The organism is Amycolatopsis australiensis (assembly GCF_900119165.1).
In the GTDB taxonomy this organism is placed as follows: domain Bacteria; phylum Actinomycetota; class Actinomycetes; order Mycobacteriales; family Pseudonocardiaceae; genus Amycolatopsis; species Amycolatopsis australiensis.
Genome location: NZ_FPJG01000006.1, coordinates 774354 through 787714, shown reverse-complemented (window position 1 = coordinate 787714; position 13361 = coordinate 774354). Strand labels below are relative to the sequence as shown.

Genomic DNA, 13361 nt, shown 5'->3' with positions numbered 1-13361 from the left:
GGGCAGTACGCCGGTCCCCGTGACCACGGGAGCGACCATGAACGACCAGCCGCGCGAGGAGCCCACCCCGGAGGGCGCCGACCAGCCGACCGTCGAGCAACCCACGGCCCGGCCCGCCGCCGAGGCAGGCGGCCGGCCCGCGGCTGAGACGGCCAACGCACCTGGCCGGCCCGCGGATGCAGCGGGCACGCAGCCACTTGGCGGGACTGCCGGACCGGGCGATTCCGCCGGAACGGGGCAACCTGGCTCCGGCGAGCCCACCGGTGCGCAGCCCTTGCCCGGGCAGGGGCAGCCCGCGCCCGATGCCGCCGGGCCGGGTCAGTCTGGCTCCGCCGACGCCGCCACCGTCGCGCAGCCTTCGCCCCGGCCGGGGCAGCCGGCCTCCGGGGCCGCGGCTGCCGCGCAATCCCCGGTCAGTGCGCCGGGCGAGCCTGGCCGGGCCGAGGCCGCCGCCGGGCCGGGGACCGGCGCGTCTTCAGCCGAGCAGGCTGCCTTCCACGGCCAGCAGGCCCCACCCACTCCGCAGCTGTCCCAACCCGGCCCCGCCCAGGCCTACGGTGCCTGGGGCGCTCCCCAGCCCACCCAGGCCGCCCGGCCTGGCGGGTTCCGGCGCTTCGTCGGCCACCGCGCCACTCAGCTCGTCGCCGCCGGGATCCTCGGGATGCTCGTCGGCGGGGCCATCGTCGGTGGCATCGCCGCCGCCGGCCATCACGGGCCGCGCGACGGGCGTCCGGGCGTCCACCGCCAGTACGACGGTCCCAACCACGGCGCCCCCGGCCGGAACCGCGGCAATTCCGGCAACCCGGGCTCCGGAGACGGCATCTGAGCACTGTGGCCTGGGCCACCCCTACCCCGCTCAGATCACGAAAGCATCACGGGCGGAGTACGGTGGCCGGGATGCGAAGCGCCTCCGCAGAACTTCCGAAGGCCGCCGGTGCGCTGCCGGCGGCCGTGCCCGTCGCCCGCTCGTGGGCCCTGCCCGCTGGGGCCGCGGCCGCCTCCGCCCTTGTCTTCGCCCTGGTCAGCCGCCATCTCATCGATGACACCTACATCACGCTGTCCTACGCGAAGAACCTCGCCTTCCACGCCCACTGGGGCCTGATCGAACAGGGCACCGCCAACACCGCGACCTCGCCGCTGAACGTCCTGGCGCTGGCCGCCGTGACGTTCGTCGTCCGCGACGCCGTCTTCGCCGCCGGGGTCGTGTTCGTCGCCGCGCAGGTGCTGCTCGTCCTCGGCCTGCGCCGGCTGGGGGAGCGCACCGGCCTGCCGCCGGTCTTCGCGCCGCTCGCCTTCGCGCTGCTGCTGGTCAACCCGCTGCTGCTGTCGTCCGTCGGGCTGGAGGTGACGCTCGGCGCCACCGGTGTCGTCTGGACGCTGGTCTACGCCGGCGAACGCAGGCCGGCCCGGCTCGGCGTCGTGATCGGGCTGCTCGCGCTCGTCCGGATCGACCTGCTGCTCATCGCGGCGGTGCTGTTCGCCGCCCGCCGCGAGTTCTGGACCGGCGTCTGGCGGACCGCGTTCGCCGCGCTCGCCGTGACGCTGCCGTGGTTCGGCTTCAGCTGGCTCGTCCTCGGCTCGGCCGTGCCGGACACGCTGGTCATCAAGATCAGCCAGCAGTCGTGGGGGCCGTTCAGCTTCACCAACGGCCCGCTGCTCTACTGGCGCAACTTCCCGGCCGAGGCCGCGCTGTCGTTCCTCCCGCTGGCCGTGGCCGGCCTGGCCGGGGTGGCCTGGATCGTCCAGTACCGCCGCGGCTCGGCGACAGCCCGCCGCCTGACGCCGTTCGCGGCTCTCGCGATCGCCGGTGCCCTGCACTACGTGGCCTACAGCCGGCTCGGCGTCCCGCCTTACCACTGGTACTACGCGCCCAGCATCATCGGCGCGACGATCTTCCTCGCCGCCTGCGCGTGCGCGGTGCCGGAACGCCTCCGGCGCGGCACGGGCACGGCCGCGGGTGTCGTCCTCATGGCGAGCGTCGCGGTCTACGCGCTGCCCGGCCTGCCACGCCAGTTCGCGCCGATCACCAGCAACCACGCGTCGACGACCGAGTACCGCGAGATCGGCGCGCAGCTGGCGTCGATCGCCCACGGCCGCACGGTCGAGACGGCGGGCGAAGTCGGCGCGCTGGCGTACGCGTGCGACTGCGAGCTGGTCGACGAGTTCTCCGACCGCGGCGCCGTCGACCCCGCCATCACCGAGACCAAACGCCGCAGCGGCGACCTCGGCCGGGCGCTGCTGGAGGCGAACTTCCACAACTTCGACCACAGCGTCGCCCCGATGAGCCCGGACCTGGTCCTCGCGACGACCCGCCGGGCGCCCCCGCCGGCCGCGCTGGCCACCTGGCGGATCGACTCGCCGTGGGTGGGCACGCAGAACCTCTACCTCGTGCCCGCTCACGCCGTCGGCCACTGACCGGTCACCGCCGCGCGACGACCCGGTTCAGCGTGCCCTCCCTGGCCAGCAGCACCTGCGTGACCACCTGGAGCAGCACGAAGCTCCCGATGGAGACGCCGGTGTCGAGGCCCGGCACCACGTCCACCGGCAGCGTGTAGGCCAGCACGATGCTGATCCCGCTGTGGACCAGCCCGCCGACACCCCAGACCACCGTCAGCACCCGCCAGACCCGCCGGAACGACGGCGTGTCCGCCCAGCGCTCCTCCACGGCCGCGGCCCGGCCCGGCAGGAGGGCGAGCGTCGCCTGGTACGTCGTCGGGCGGCGGCCGACGCGCAGGCTCGCCAGCATCCACAGCCCGATCAGCACGCTGAACCACGCCCCGCGGACCAGCTGCAACCGCGCGTCGCCGGTCAGCAGCGTCGTCGCGAACCCGATCGCCAGGATCAGCAGCACGAACACGCCCATGCCGTCGATCCGCCGGTGCCGCAGCGCCAGGTACAGCACCCGCAGCGCCGGCGGCAGGCCGCTGAGCGTCAGCGCCCAGACCGGCGCGACGTCGAACGCTCGCAGCAGGTAGTAGCCGCCGACCGGGCCGACGATGTCGCACAGCAGGGTGATCAGCACGTTCCGAGCATCGCGGTCGCCGCGGTCCGGGTCATCGTCGAGCCGGTTCTCCCGGGATCGACCGATCGGTGGATGTCAGCGCGCCAGGGCGCGGGACACCTTCATCGGCGCCAGTACGTCACGCAGGCACACCGCGGAGCCGTCGCCGAAGCCGAACCGGATCGCGGGTGACGGCGGGAAGCTGTGCCCGCCGAGCACCGCGTCCAGCCGAGCCACCACGCGCGCGTCGAACTCCTCCGCCGTCGTGAACGGCCCGCCGGTGCCGCCCGCCAAGCGGTTCGTCGGGTAGACGACGGCGAGCCGCTGGTTCGTCCAGGTCAGCCGGGCGTGGCCGGCGCTGCCGGCGAAGTGGTCGGCCAGCCGGACCGCGACCTGGCCCGGGTCGTCCGCCGTGGCCCAGTAGCCGAGCGCCGGGTCGTCGGTCCAGTCCTCGTCCGCGACGACGTCGCTGGGCAGCGGCCAACGGGCCGGCCCGCCGGTCACCTTCGGCACCTCGCGGCCGGGCACGTACGGCGTGTGCCGGACGCCGCCGAGCCGCAGCCCGACGTGCGCGTGGTACGGCGGGCAGCCCAGCCGCAGCACCTCGCCGCGGCGCAGCCAGTGCCCGGCCAGCTCGCGTTCGATGATCTTGTCGACCTTCGTGGCCGTCGTGACCTCGAGGTTCACCGCGCTCCGTTCGTCCGGGCCAGCAGCCAGTCGAAGTGGTCGTCGGCGTCGAAGCGGAAGTCGACGCCGGAACCGTCCACAAGAGACATCCGCAGCACCGGTTTCCGGCCCCGCTCGGCGACGTCGACGCGGGCGATCCGGTCACGCGGGAGTTCCGCCACCGGCACGAAGTCCCGCAGCGCGATCGGCTCGCCCTCGCGGTTGTCGCCGTAGGTCTTCGTGCGGTCGGTCAGGATCGCGGCGACGTCCCGGCCGAAGCCGATAGCCTTGCCCAGGAACGACTTCTCCGGTTCCGGCGGCGCGACGGGCACGCGCTCGTCGAGCACCAGCAGCCGCAGCGGCGTCAGGACCCACAGCCGCCGGATCGGCGCGCTGACCGGGATGCCGCGCAGGAACTCGTGCGCCAGCACCCCCGCGCGGCCACCGAACGCGACCACCTGCGGAGGCGGCGGCCGGTCGGGTCCGCTGTCGTTGTCGCTGATCGCCTCGGCCACGAACTCGGCCGCGCCCGAACCGATCTTGCGCAGCAACCCCTTGGCCGGCTGCCCGTCCGGCGTCAGCCCGCGGACGTCGAACGCGAAGCCCCGGCCGTACGCGGCCCACCGCAGCTGTTCGCCGGGGCGCAGGTACGGCCGGGCCTGGGTGGCCGCGCCGAGCGGGTCGGAGAGGTTCATTCTTCGAGCGTGAACCCGCGGTCGGTCGCCTCGCGGCGCTCTTCCTCGGACGACGGGTCCTGCGACTCGTTGTACCCGTACTTCACGCCCTGCTCGACGCCCTGTTCGACGACGTTGCCGGCACTGCCGCGCCACGCCGCCTTGCCGACGCTGGTCGTGCCGCTCAGCCCGGCCGCGCGCAGCCCGGCCTCGGTGAGGTTCGTGGTCAACGCGTCGGCCCCTTCGCCGCCGACGCCGTACCGGCCGGCGAACTTGTTGCCGGTCTTCGACGCGCCGGTCACCGGGTTGGCCTTCGTGAGGATCTTCGCGATCGGGTTCTTGTCGATCTGGTCGGCCAGCCGCTTCTCCAGGAAGTTGCCGTTACGCAGGCCTTCGGCGCGCTCGACGACCTTCTTGAGCGGCCCGGTGCGCAGCTTCTGCAGCAGCTTTTCCAGCTGTTCGATCAGCGGCTTCAGCTTGCCGAGCAGCTCCTTGACCTTCATCCCGAGCCGCCCGCCGGTGACCGCCACCTCGCCTTCGGTGGCCGCCGTCGCCGCGCCGACCGACGCGCCGGCCGTGATCCACGAGGCCGCCAGCGCGGCCAGCCACTCGATGATCAGGCCCATGACCAGTTCCTGGAGGATGTCGATGACGATCTCCACGAACGCGTCGAACAGGTCGGCCGCGATCTCCAGGATCTGCTGCAGCCCGCGGACCTCGCTCGCGAACGCCTTCGCGCCGTCGGCGAACTCGGTCATCTGGGTGCGGAACGCGTCGCCCGCGTCACCCTTCCAGGGCGCCTTCGTGAGGTCCGCGCGCTTGCGCTCGTGCTCGGCGGTGCCGTCCAGCCACTTCGCGACCTGCTCCCAGCCCTTCGCGGTGCTGCGCATCTGCTCGGGGTCGCCGATGGCCGGTTCGAGGACGAACTCGACCAGCGGGCTGATCACGATGCCGATCAGGAAGCCGAGGCCGTTGTCGAGGAACGACTGGCCGGGGCTGGTGACCAGCTGCAGCTGTTCCATCCGCGTGTGGACCGCGGCGATGGCGACGTCGGGCGGGCTGCTCGCCTGCGACACCTCCGACGCCGTCGAGAGCCAGCTGCTGCCGTAGCCGCCGTTCTGCTCCCAGTAGCCCTTGCGGCCGGCGTCGCCGGCGTGGTTGAGGTCGCTGAGGCCGCCCGGGCCGCTGCCGCCGTCGGCCAGCCCGGCGATGGCCGCCGACGTGCCGGCTTCGTGGTCGGCGTAGGCCTTCGCGGCCAGCGTCGTCTTCTCGGCGATCTGGTCGAGGAACGACTTGGCCTGGTTAGCCAGGTCCTGGCATTCCTGCAGCGAGTCGAAGTACTTGTAGGCCATCAGCTCACCGAGCGGGCCGAAGCAGTCGTCGCTCACGCGGGCCTGCTGCAGCAGGTTCGCGAGGCTGCCGAAGTGGCCGGCGGCCTCCTTCGACCCGGCGGCGTGGGCGGTCAGCGCTTCCGGCTGGACGTCGTACCCCGTGCTCAAAACCGCTCCCGGCGCAGGATCGGGCCGCCGAAGTCGTCTTCATCGGCGGGCGGCCGGGGCCGCGACGGCTGCGGCCGGACGGGCCCGGGTGCGCTGCCCAGCGTCTCCGCCGGCGGCGGCGCGCTCGGGCCGAGCGGCTCGACGTGCGCGTTGAACGCCTCGCGGAACTGGTCCGCGCGCTCGCCGAGGATCGGCTCGACGCTCTCGTTCAGCGCCGCCGAAGCCTGCTTCGTCGCGTCACGGATCGCCGCGAGGATCTCCTGCTGCAACGCCGTGTGCGAGCGCTGCATGGCCCGCGGGCTGAGCTGCAGGCCGAGCACGGCGCCGGACGGCGCGACCGTCACGGTCACCGAGCCGTCGGCGTTGCGGGCGCTCCCGCGCAGCCCGGCGATCCGTTCCTTGAGCTCGGCTGCCTTCGCGGCCCGCTCCTGGAACGACCGCAGGGCGGCGTCCAGTTTCGTCCCCAAGTCCATTCTGCTCCCTCGCGTCGCAGTTGCCCTGTTCGGACGGTTCCGGCGCCGCGCGGGTTCCGCGTCAGATGGGAAGCTTGCGGAAGATCGGCCGCGGGACGTGCCGCAGCGCCGACATCACCAGCCGGAACTGCGCCGGCGCCCAGACGAGGTCCTTGCCGGAGCGGGCGGCGGACACGGCGATCTCGGCGACCTGCTCGGCGGTCTGCGCCAGCGGAGCGTCCTTGAGACCCGCCGTCATCTTCGTCTTGACGTGGCCGGGGCGGACGACGGTCACCTGCACGCCGTGCGGCGCGAGAGCCTCGCCGAGGCCCAGGTAGAAGCCGTCGAAGCCGGCCTTCGTGGAGCCGTAGACGAAGTTGGACCGCCGGACGCGCTCACCGGCCACCGACGACAGCGCGATCACCGTGCCGTGGCCCTGCGCCTTGAGCTTCTCCGACAGCGCCACCCCGACCGACACGGCCGCGGTGTAGTTCACGGTCGCCAGCTCGACGGCCTTCGCGTGGTCCTGCCAGACCTCTTCCGGGTCGCCGAGCAGGCCGAACGCGACGACCGCCACGTCGATGTCGCCGCCTTCGAACGCCTTGTCGAGCACGCCGGGGTGCGACGCGGTGTCCTTCGCGTCGAAGTCGACGGTCGCCACCTCGGCGCCCTTGTCCTTGAGGCGCTGCGCGGCCGCGTCCAGCCGCGGCGACGGCCGCGCGGCCAGCACGACCCGCAGCGGCTTCTCGGCCAGGTACTTCTCGGCGATGGCCAACGCGATGTCGGACGTGCCGCCGAGCAGGAGCAGGGACTGGGGGTTGCCCACCGCGTCGATCACAGTTCGAGCCTCCGGCTCATGTCAGAGGCGAAAACGCCTTCGGGGTCAACGGAAGCGCGGACCTTGCGCCACTCTTCGAGCCGCGGGTACATCTTCGCGAACGTCTCCGCCGAGGTCCGGGAGTCCTTCGCGGTGTACAGGCGGCCGCCGGCTTCCAGCACGGCGTCGTCGAGCTCCAGGCAGAACCGGCTCAGGCCGCGCTTGATCGGGAAGTCCACGCTGAGCATCCAGCCCGGCGACGGCCACGACATGGGCGCGGGGTTGGCCTCGCCCATGCGCTTGAACACGTTCAGGAACGAGTAGTGGCCCGACGTCGCGATCCGCCGGCAGATCGCCTTGAGCTGGTCTTCCGCGCCGAACGGCACGGAGAACTGGTACTGCAGGAAGCCCTTGGAGCCGTAGGCGCGGTTCCACTCGCTGAGCATGTCCAGCGGGTGGTAGAACTGCGTCAGGTTCTGGATCTTGCCGCGCGCGCCCTTCTTCGGCACGGTGTGCTGCCACAGCTCGTTGATCAGCCCGAAGGTGAGCTTGTTGCCCAGCCCGTTCGGGAAGACGTCCGGCAGGGTCGCCAGCTGCGGCGCGTCGAACTTGAGCGGTTCGGACCGCAGCTTGGGCGGCAGCTCGTCCAGCTTCGCGAGCGAGCCGCGCGAGAACGTCGCCCGGCCGAGCCGGTGGTCCGACGAGATCAGGTCCGGCACCGACATCGAGTAGTCGTAGGTGAGGTCGGAGCCGTCGGTGAACAGGCCGAGCGTCTCGTCCAGGTTCGACGTGCGGTCGGCGTCCACGACGAAGTACGCGGTCTCGGTCTTCTTCATCCGGATCGTGGCGCGCACGATGATCCCGGTCAGCCCGATCCCGGCGACGGTCGCCCAGAACAGCTCCGCGTCCGGGCCCTCCGGGGTCAGCGTGCGCACCCGGCCGTCCGCGGTCAGCAGGTCCATCGACACGACGTGGTTGCCGAAGCTGCCCGCGCTGTGGTGGTTCTTGCCGTGGATGTCGTTGGCGATCGCGCCGCCGATGGTGACCTGGCGCGTGCCGGGCAGCACCGGCACCCACAGGCCGTACGGCAGCGCCTCGCGCATCAGCTTGTCCAGGCTGACGCCGGCGTCGAGGTCCACGAGACCCGAGTCCGGGTCGATCGAGTGGATCCGGTCGAGCGCGGTCATGTCGACGACCAGGCCACCCGCGTTCTGCGCCGGGTCGCCGTAGGAGCGGCCGAGGCCCCGCGCGATGACGCCGCGGGGACCCGCCGAGGCCACGGCCCTGGCGATGGTCTCGACGTCCGGGGTGGAGAGGACGTCGGCCACGGTCGGAGCGGTTCGTCCCCAGCCGGTGAGCGTGCGACGCTGTGTCTCGGGGGAGTGGGTCACTCGACCAGGGTAGCCACGCCGACCGACGCCCGAGACGTGACCCTGAAGTGCCCGTCTCTACACTTTGCGCATCAAGGCACAAGCGCCCGCGCGGGTGACCATGGCTCAGGCGACGAGGTAAAGCAGTGGTGGCGACCGATCCGCAAGCCGACATGACGGCTGCGCAGTCCTCCCCGGGACTGCTGGGCCAGCTCATCCGCTTCGCCCTGATCGGCGGCTTCTGCGCGCTGGTCGACCTGGGCACGTACACGCTGCTGACCCAGCTGGCCGGGATGGCGACTTCACCGTGGGTCGACGTCGCCCGCGCTATCTCTTTCATCGTGGGCACGACCACGGCGTTCTTCCTGAACCGGAAGTTCACCTTCGCCGGCGGGCGCCGCGACGGGAAGGCGCAGATCGGCTCGTTCGTCCTGCTCTACACCGTGACGTTCTTCGTCGCGGTCGGGGTGAACCAGCTCATGCTGCAGGTGCTGCCGCCGTCCGCGTGGCAGCACACGCTGTGCTGGGCCGTGTCACAGGCCACCGCCACCGTGATCAATTTCGTGATGCTGAAGTGGGTCGTGTTCCGCGAGCCGTCGACTGAGGAGAACTGAGGAGCCCATGCCCGGTAAAACAGCCACCCCGGCGCCGACCACCGAAGCCGGCGCGGCCGCCGAGACGCGGTTCACCGAGCACACTCCGCAGGGACGCCTGACGGCGCAGCGCGGGCTCTACGCCGGTCCGGCGCCGATCGTGAGCAAGGACCTCTACGCCGAGCTCGAGTGGGGCGCGGCCGTGCGCGAACGTGCGTCCATCACCCTCGAGCCGGCCACCAAGGTGTCGGGCAACACGTACTTCGGCCGGTTCCCGGCCAGCTACTGGCAGCGCTGGACGACGGTGACCGAGGTCTCGGTCGAGGCCGTCGTCACCGGCACGGGCCAGCTGTCGATGGGCGCTTCGGACGTCGAAGGCGAGCCGCGTGTGGTGGCGGCCGAGCTGGTCAAGGACGCCAAGCAGGCGAAGGTGACGCTGACCGGCAAGCTGGACAAGTTCTACGACGGCGGCGCGCTCTGGCTCGACCTGGAGACCGAGGGCGGCCAGACGCTGCGCGTCGAGCAGGTCCGCTGGACCGTCGAAGCCCCGGAGAAGATCCGCCCGACCGCGGTGACCATCTGCACGATGAACCGCGCCGACGACTGCCTGAAGAACCTGCAGGCCCTCGCCGCGGACGTGTCGTCGCTGGACACCCTCGACGCGATCTACGTCGCCGACCAGGGCACCGACCTCGTCGAGTCCCGCGACGGGTTCGAGCAGGTCGCCAAGGACCTCGCCGACAAGCTGCACTACATCAAGCAGCCGAACCTCGGCGGCGCCGGCGGCTTCACCCGCGGCCTTTACGAGGTGGCCGGGCACACCGCCACCGAGCACGCGAACGTCCTGTTCATGGACGACGACGTCCTGCTGGAGCCGGACCTGGTGATCCGGATGACGGCGTTCTCCAACCGCGCCGCCAACCCGATCATCGTCGGCGGCCAGATGCTGAACCTGTTCCACCCGAACCAGCTGCACGTCGGCGCCGAGTACGCCCGGCTCAACACCCTCGAGCCCGGCCAGCCGGTCGAGCACTCGCTGTCGACCGCGGACCTGCTGGGCGTCGACGAGGAGACGCTGAAGCCGAACCGCCAGGAGCGGCGTCTCGACGCCGGCTACAACGGCTGGTGGTCGTGCCTGATCCCCTACGAGGTCGTCCAGGCGACGGGCTACCCGCTGCCGTTCTTCTTCCAGTGGGACGACGCGGAGTACTCCTACCGGGCCCGCGCGCACGGCTTCCCGACCGTGACGCTGCCGGGCGCGGGCGTGTGGCACGCGGACTTCCACATGAAGGACTGGGACGAGTGGCACCGGTACTTCAACCTGCGCAACTCGATCATCACCGCGGCGCTGCACTCGCCGTTCAACCTCAACCTCCTCTCGCGGGTGCTGCTCGCGCAGCTGGTCCGCTACCTGCTCGGCATGCAGTACGGCCTGTCCGCGACGCTGATCAAGGCCGTCGAGGACTTCCTGGAGGGCCCGGAGATCCTGCGTGACGGCGGGGTCGCGGCGATGCAGGAGATCCGCCGCATCCGCGACGCGTACCCGGAGACCAAGCGCCACAAGGCGACCGACGTCCCGGGCATCGCGTCCAACGACATCGGCATCATCAACAGCGCGCCGCGGCCCAGCCTGCAGCGCCTGGTGCTGCTCAAGCGGATCATCGACCGGGTGCTCGGCCGCAGCCGCTTCGGCCTCGGCGCGGTCCCGATCGACGAGGCGAACTGGTGGCACATCGCCCTGTTCGACACGGCGGTGGTCACGGACGCGAACCAGGAAGGCGTCCGCGTCCGCTCCTACGACCGGGCGAAGATGTTCGCCCTCGCCAAGCAGGGTGCGAAGGTGATCCAGCGGCTGCGCAAGGAAGGCGCGGCGGTGCAGGAGCAGTACAAGCGCGCCATGCCGGAGCTGACCTCGCGCGAGAACTGGAAGCGCCTGTACAAGCTCTGAAGTCTCACGCAGCGAAGGCCGTCTCACTTCGGTGAGGCGGCCTTCGGCGTGTCAGGCGTGCAGACCGAAGACCTTGCTCTTGCGGGTGAGGTCGTCGATGTACGCGGCGGCCACGTGGGCGAAGTTGATCGCGACCACCGAGTCGTCCTTGGTGGTCACCGTCTCGACCGCGCCTGCCTTCACCAGCTGGGCGAGCCTGCCCGCCAGCTTGCCGGCTTCTTCGGTCGTCAGTGCGAACAGCAGCGGCTCCCCGCCGGTGGCGAGGTGCAGCACGAGTGCGGGTTTCGGGTCGGCCATGCGTCCATCGGACCAGCGGCGATCTTGCCGGGGCAAGCGGGTTCGCTGAGGGCGGAGCCGGTGGACTACCGTTTTCGGCGAAGGCCGGAAGAACCCGCGGGGGGATGGAAGCGATGCCTCATTCGTTCTCGCTGTCGCTGGCGGCGGTGGACATCCTGCTCGAACAGCTGGGATTCGGCCGCGCGCCGACGCCGTTCGAGGTGCCGCACGTCGGCACCACCGTCGAGCAGCGCTCGATGATCCGCGACGCGGTCGTCCGCGACCTGACCGGCCGGGGCCTGTGGAGCCGCGGCCGCCTGGACGCCGATGCCGAGCTGGCGCTGACCACGTTCGTCCGCGGCAGCGTGACGATCAACGCGGCCGCCGAGCTGGGTGACCGGCACCTGTTCGCCCGCGTCACCTCCGACGGCCAGTTCGCGGTGCTCGCCCGGCAGGACGAGAACCTGATCGTCTTCGAGGAGGTCCGCCCGACGGGGATCGTCCCGGCGATCGTCGACCTGCTCCCGCTCACCCCGGCGGCGCCCGGCCAGTCGGTCACCATCTCGCGGCCGGTGGAACAGCCCCGCCACCAGCGCCGCGACGACGCGTACGACCCGTTCGCCGGTGTGTCGGGCCCGCGGTCGAACAGCGGTGGCGCCGGCCCCCAGGTCCGCATGATCGAGCGCGTCTTCCAGGAGCCGAAGAAGCGCATCGGCCAGTTCACGGCCCAGACCCGCGGCGGCACGTTCCCGCCACTGGCCTGGTTCGACACCCCGTCGGGCCGCTGGCTGATGTCCTCCCGCGCGGCGGCGGACGGCCAGCGCTGGATCACCTACGCCCCGGCCGACAACGCCCGGCTGGCCCAGCAGCTGTACGCCCAGCTCGAAGGGCAGTTCTGAGCCCCGGGAACCACCCGCGCGGCGGCCGCGTCGAAGGGGAAGATCGGTGAACGGCGGTTGCGCAGGGTACCCGGCTAGTAGACTTCCGGGTGCACACGCACGGGCGAAGCGATTCGGGGTGGAACGGCGATGTTGATAGCCGATGGCGGTGGCGGCGGCTCGTTCGCGGACGTGATCAACCCGCTTTCGTCGGCCAGCATGGGCGCCGCGGTACAGAGCGTCACGGCGGAGACGCAGAAGCTGGTGGACGCCGCCAAGGGCGGCGGGTTCAAGATCACCCCCGAAGGAGTGAAACCCCTCCGGGACGCGCTCATGGAACTGGTCAACGACCTCACGAACCTGGGCTACGATGCCACAGCGCTCGACCAGGCACCTCAGCTCGGCAACCACCCGTACGGGCACGCCGTCGCCAAGCACGACCAGAAGAGCGCCAGCGACGCCGAAGGCTCGGCGAAAGCGGTGTTGAGCCAGCTCCAGCAGGTAGCGAAGCAGGCCGACGAAGCTCTGGCGCGGGCGGCCGGGTTGTACAAGGAAACCGAGGACCAGGCGTTCTCTTCGCTCCAGACCCGGCAGGCCTGACTCGATGAAACTCCTTCTCGTCCGTGCCCTGCTCCCGCTCGTGGCCGGTGGCGCGCTCCTGGCCGGCTGCACCAGCACGCAGCAGGGAACCGCTTCGCCCGCGCAGTCCTCGACGGCAGGCGGCGGTGAGACGTCTGCCCCGGAGAGTTCGTCCGCCGCGGGGGGTGGCACCCAGTCGATCACCGATCCCTGCACGCTCCTGGAAAAAGGTGATCTGGCCACCTACGGGGACTTCAACGAGCCGGAGAACAAAACGCTCGGCACCGCGCGGGTGTGCAAGTACCAGAAGAAAATCGCCTCGGCGAGCGACAAGTCCATGGTGGTCGGCGTGAACGTGCGTGACGACGCCCGGGCCGACCAGCTCAACGACCAGGGTGCCGGTGTCTCCGACAAGGACGTCAACGGCCGGAAGGCCAAGGAGGCCCCGGAGACCCAGGGGGTCGGCTGCACGCTGGCCCTGCCGGTCGGTGACTCGCGAGTGGACGTCCTGGTCACCGCGGTCGGTTCGACGGACGAGGCCTGCCAGATCGCCGAAACGGTCGCGAAGACCGCTGTCGAACCGCGGTTGCCGAAGGGATAGGGGAACC

At 71.4% G+C, this 13361-nt stretch carries 15 protein-coding genes; 7 read left to right on the top strand and 8 right to left on the bottom strand.

Features of this window, described 5'->3' with window-relative positions:
- The first annotated feature begins 37 nt into the window (after positions 1-37).
- Together BT341_RS44110 and BT341_RS04980 are read left to right on the top strand one after the other, a co-directional pair.
- Positions 38-826 (top strand): hypothetical protein, encoded by a 789-nt coding sequence (locus tag BT341_RS44110; protein WP_245804885.1) that lies wholly within the window; start codon positions 38-40, stop codon positions 824-826.
- Between the two features lie 71 nt (positions 827-897).
- Positions 898-2415, top strand: coding sequence for a hypothetical protein (locus BT341_RS04980; protein WP_072475136.1), 1518 nt, complete (start codon positions 898-900; stop codon positions 2413-2415).
- Between the two features lie 4 nt (positions 2416-2419).
- On the opposite strand, the gene BT341_RS04975 is transcribed toward BT341_RS04980, so the two are convergent.
- The 7 genes from BT341_RS04975 to dprE1 all read right to left on the bottom strand — a co-directional run bounded on the left by BT341_RS04975 (position 2420) and on the right by dprE1 (position 8500).
- Complete coding sequence (locus BT341_RS04975) at positions 2420-3022, bottom strand: VC0807 family protein (protein WP_245804884.1); 603 nt, start codon at positions 3020-3022, stop codon at positions 2420-2422.
- Positions 3023-3097: 75 nt separating this feature from the next.
- Complete coding sequence (locus BT341_RS04970; RefSeq protein WP_072475135.1) at positions 3098-3688, bottom strand: hypothetical protein; 591 nt, start codon at positions 3686-3688, stop codon at positions 3098-3100.
- Positions 3685-4362, bottom strand: a complete 678-nt coding sequence (locus tag BT341_RS04965; RefSeq protein WP_072475134.1) for a hypothetical protein — start codon at positions 4360-4362, stop codon at positions 3685-3687. Before BT341_RS04965 ends, BT341_RS04970 begins: the two co-directional genes overlap by 4 nt.
- Positions 4359-5840 carry a WXG100 family type VII secretion target gene (locus BT341_RS04960; protein ID WP_072475133.1) on the bottom strand — a complete coding sequence of 494 codons (1482 nt, stop codon included), beginning with the start codon at positions 5838-5840 and terminating at the stop codon, positions 4359-4361. Before BT341_RS04960 ends, BT341_RS04965 begins: the two co-directional genes overlap by 4 nt.
- A complete protein-coding gene (locus tag BT341_RS04955; protein WP_072475132.1) occupies positions 5837-6313 on the bottom strand; it encodes a YbaB/EbfC family nucleoid-associated protein in 477 nt (158 codons plus the stop codon). Before BT341_RS04955 ends, BT341_RS04960 begins: the two co-directional genes overlap by 4 nt.
- Positions 6314-6374: 61 nt before the next feature.
- Positions 6375-7130: a decaprenylphospho-beta-D-erythro-pentofuranosid-2-ulose 2-reductase gene (gene dprE2, locus BT341_RS04950; RefSeq protein WP_072475131.1), complete on the bottom strand. Its 756-nt coding sequence runs from the start codon at positions 7128-7130 to the stop codon at positions 6375-6377.
- Positions 7127-8500, bottom strand: coding sequence for a decaprenylphosphoryl-beta-D-ribose oxidase (gene dprE1 / locus BT341_RS04945; RefSeq protein WP_072475130.1), 1374 nt, complete (start codon positions 8498-8500; stop codon positions 7127-7129). Before dprE1 ends, dprE2 begins: the two co-directional genes overlap by 4 nt.
- 125 nt (positions 8501-8625) lie before the next feature.
- Here dprE1 and BT341_RS04940 point away from each other — a divergent pair, with 125 nt between their 5' ends.
- The gene (locus BT341_RS04940) at positions 8626-9093 is read left to right on the top strand and encodes a GtrA family protein (RefSeq protein ID WP_072475129.1); all 468 of its coding nucleotides are present in this window, start codon (positions 8626-8628) and stop codon (positions 9091-9093) included.
- Positions 9094-9100: 7 nt separating this feature from the next.
- Positions 9101-11020, top strand: a complete 1920-nt coding sequence (locus tag BT341_RS04935) for a glycosyltransferase (protein WP_072475128.1) — start codon at positions 9101-9103, stop codon at positions 11018-11020.
- 51 nt (positions 11021-11071) lie between these two features.
- Here the strand turns inward: BT341_RS04935 and BT341_RS04930 are convergent, their stop codons facing one another.
- Positions 11072-11317, bottom strand: coding sequence for a hypothetical protein (locus BT341_RS04930; RefSeq protein WP_072475127.1), 246 nt, complete (start codon positions 11315-11317; stop codon positions 11072-11074).
- 113 nt (positions 11318-11430) lie between these two features.
- On the opposite strand from BT341_RS04930, the gene BT341_RS04925 reads away from it, so the two are divergent.
- The 3 genes from BT341_RS04925 to BT341_RS04915 all read left to right on the top strand — a co-directional run bounded on the left by BT341_RS04925 (position 11431) and on the right by BT341_RS04915 (position 13354).
- Positions 11431-12195: an ESX secretion-associated protein EspG gene (locus tag BT341_RS04925; protein ID WP_072481786.1), complete on the top strand. Its 765-nt coding sequence runs from the start codon at positions 11431-11433 to the stop codon at positions 12193-12195.
- A gap of 129 nt (positions 12196-12324) precedes the next feature.
- Positions 12325-12774: a hypothetical protein gene (locus tag BT341_RS04920; RefSeq protein ID WP_072475126.1), complete on the top strand. Its 450-nt coding sequence runs from the start codon at positions 12325-12327 to the stop codon at positions 12772-12774.
- A gap of 4 nt (positions 12775-12778) precedes the next feature.
- Positions 12779-13354, top strand: a complete 576-nt coding sequence (locus BT341_RS04915) for a DUF3558 family protein (RefSeq protein WP_072475125.1) — start codon at positions 12779-12781, stop codon at positions 13352-13354.
- Positions 13355-13361 lie beyond the last annotated feature (7 nt).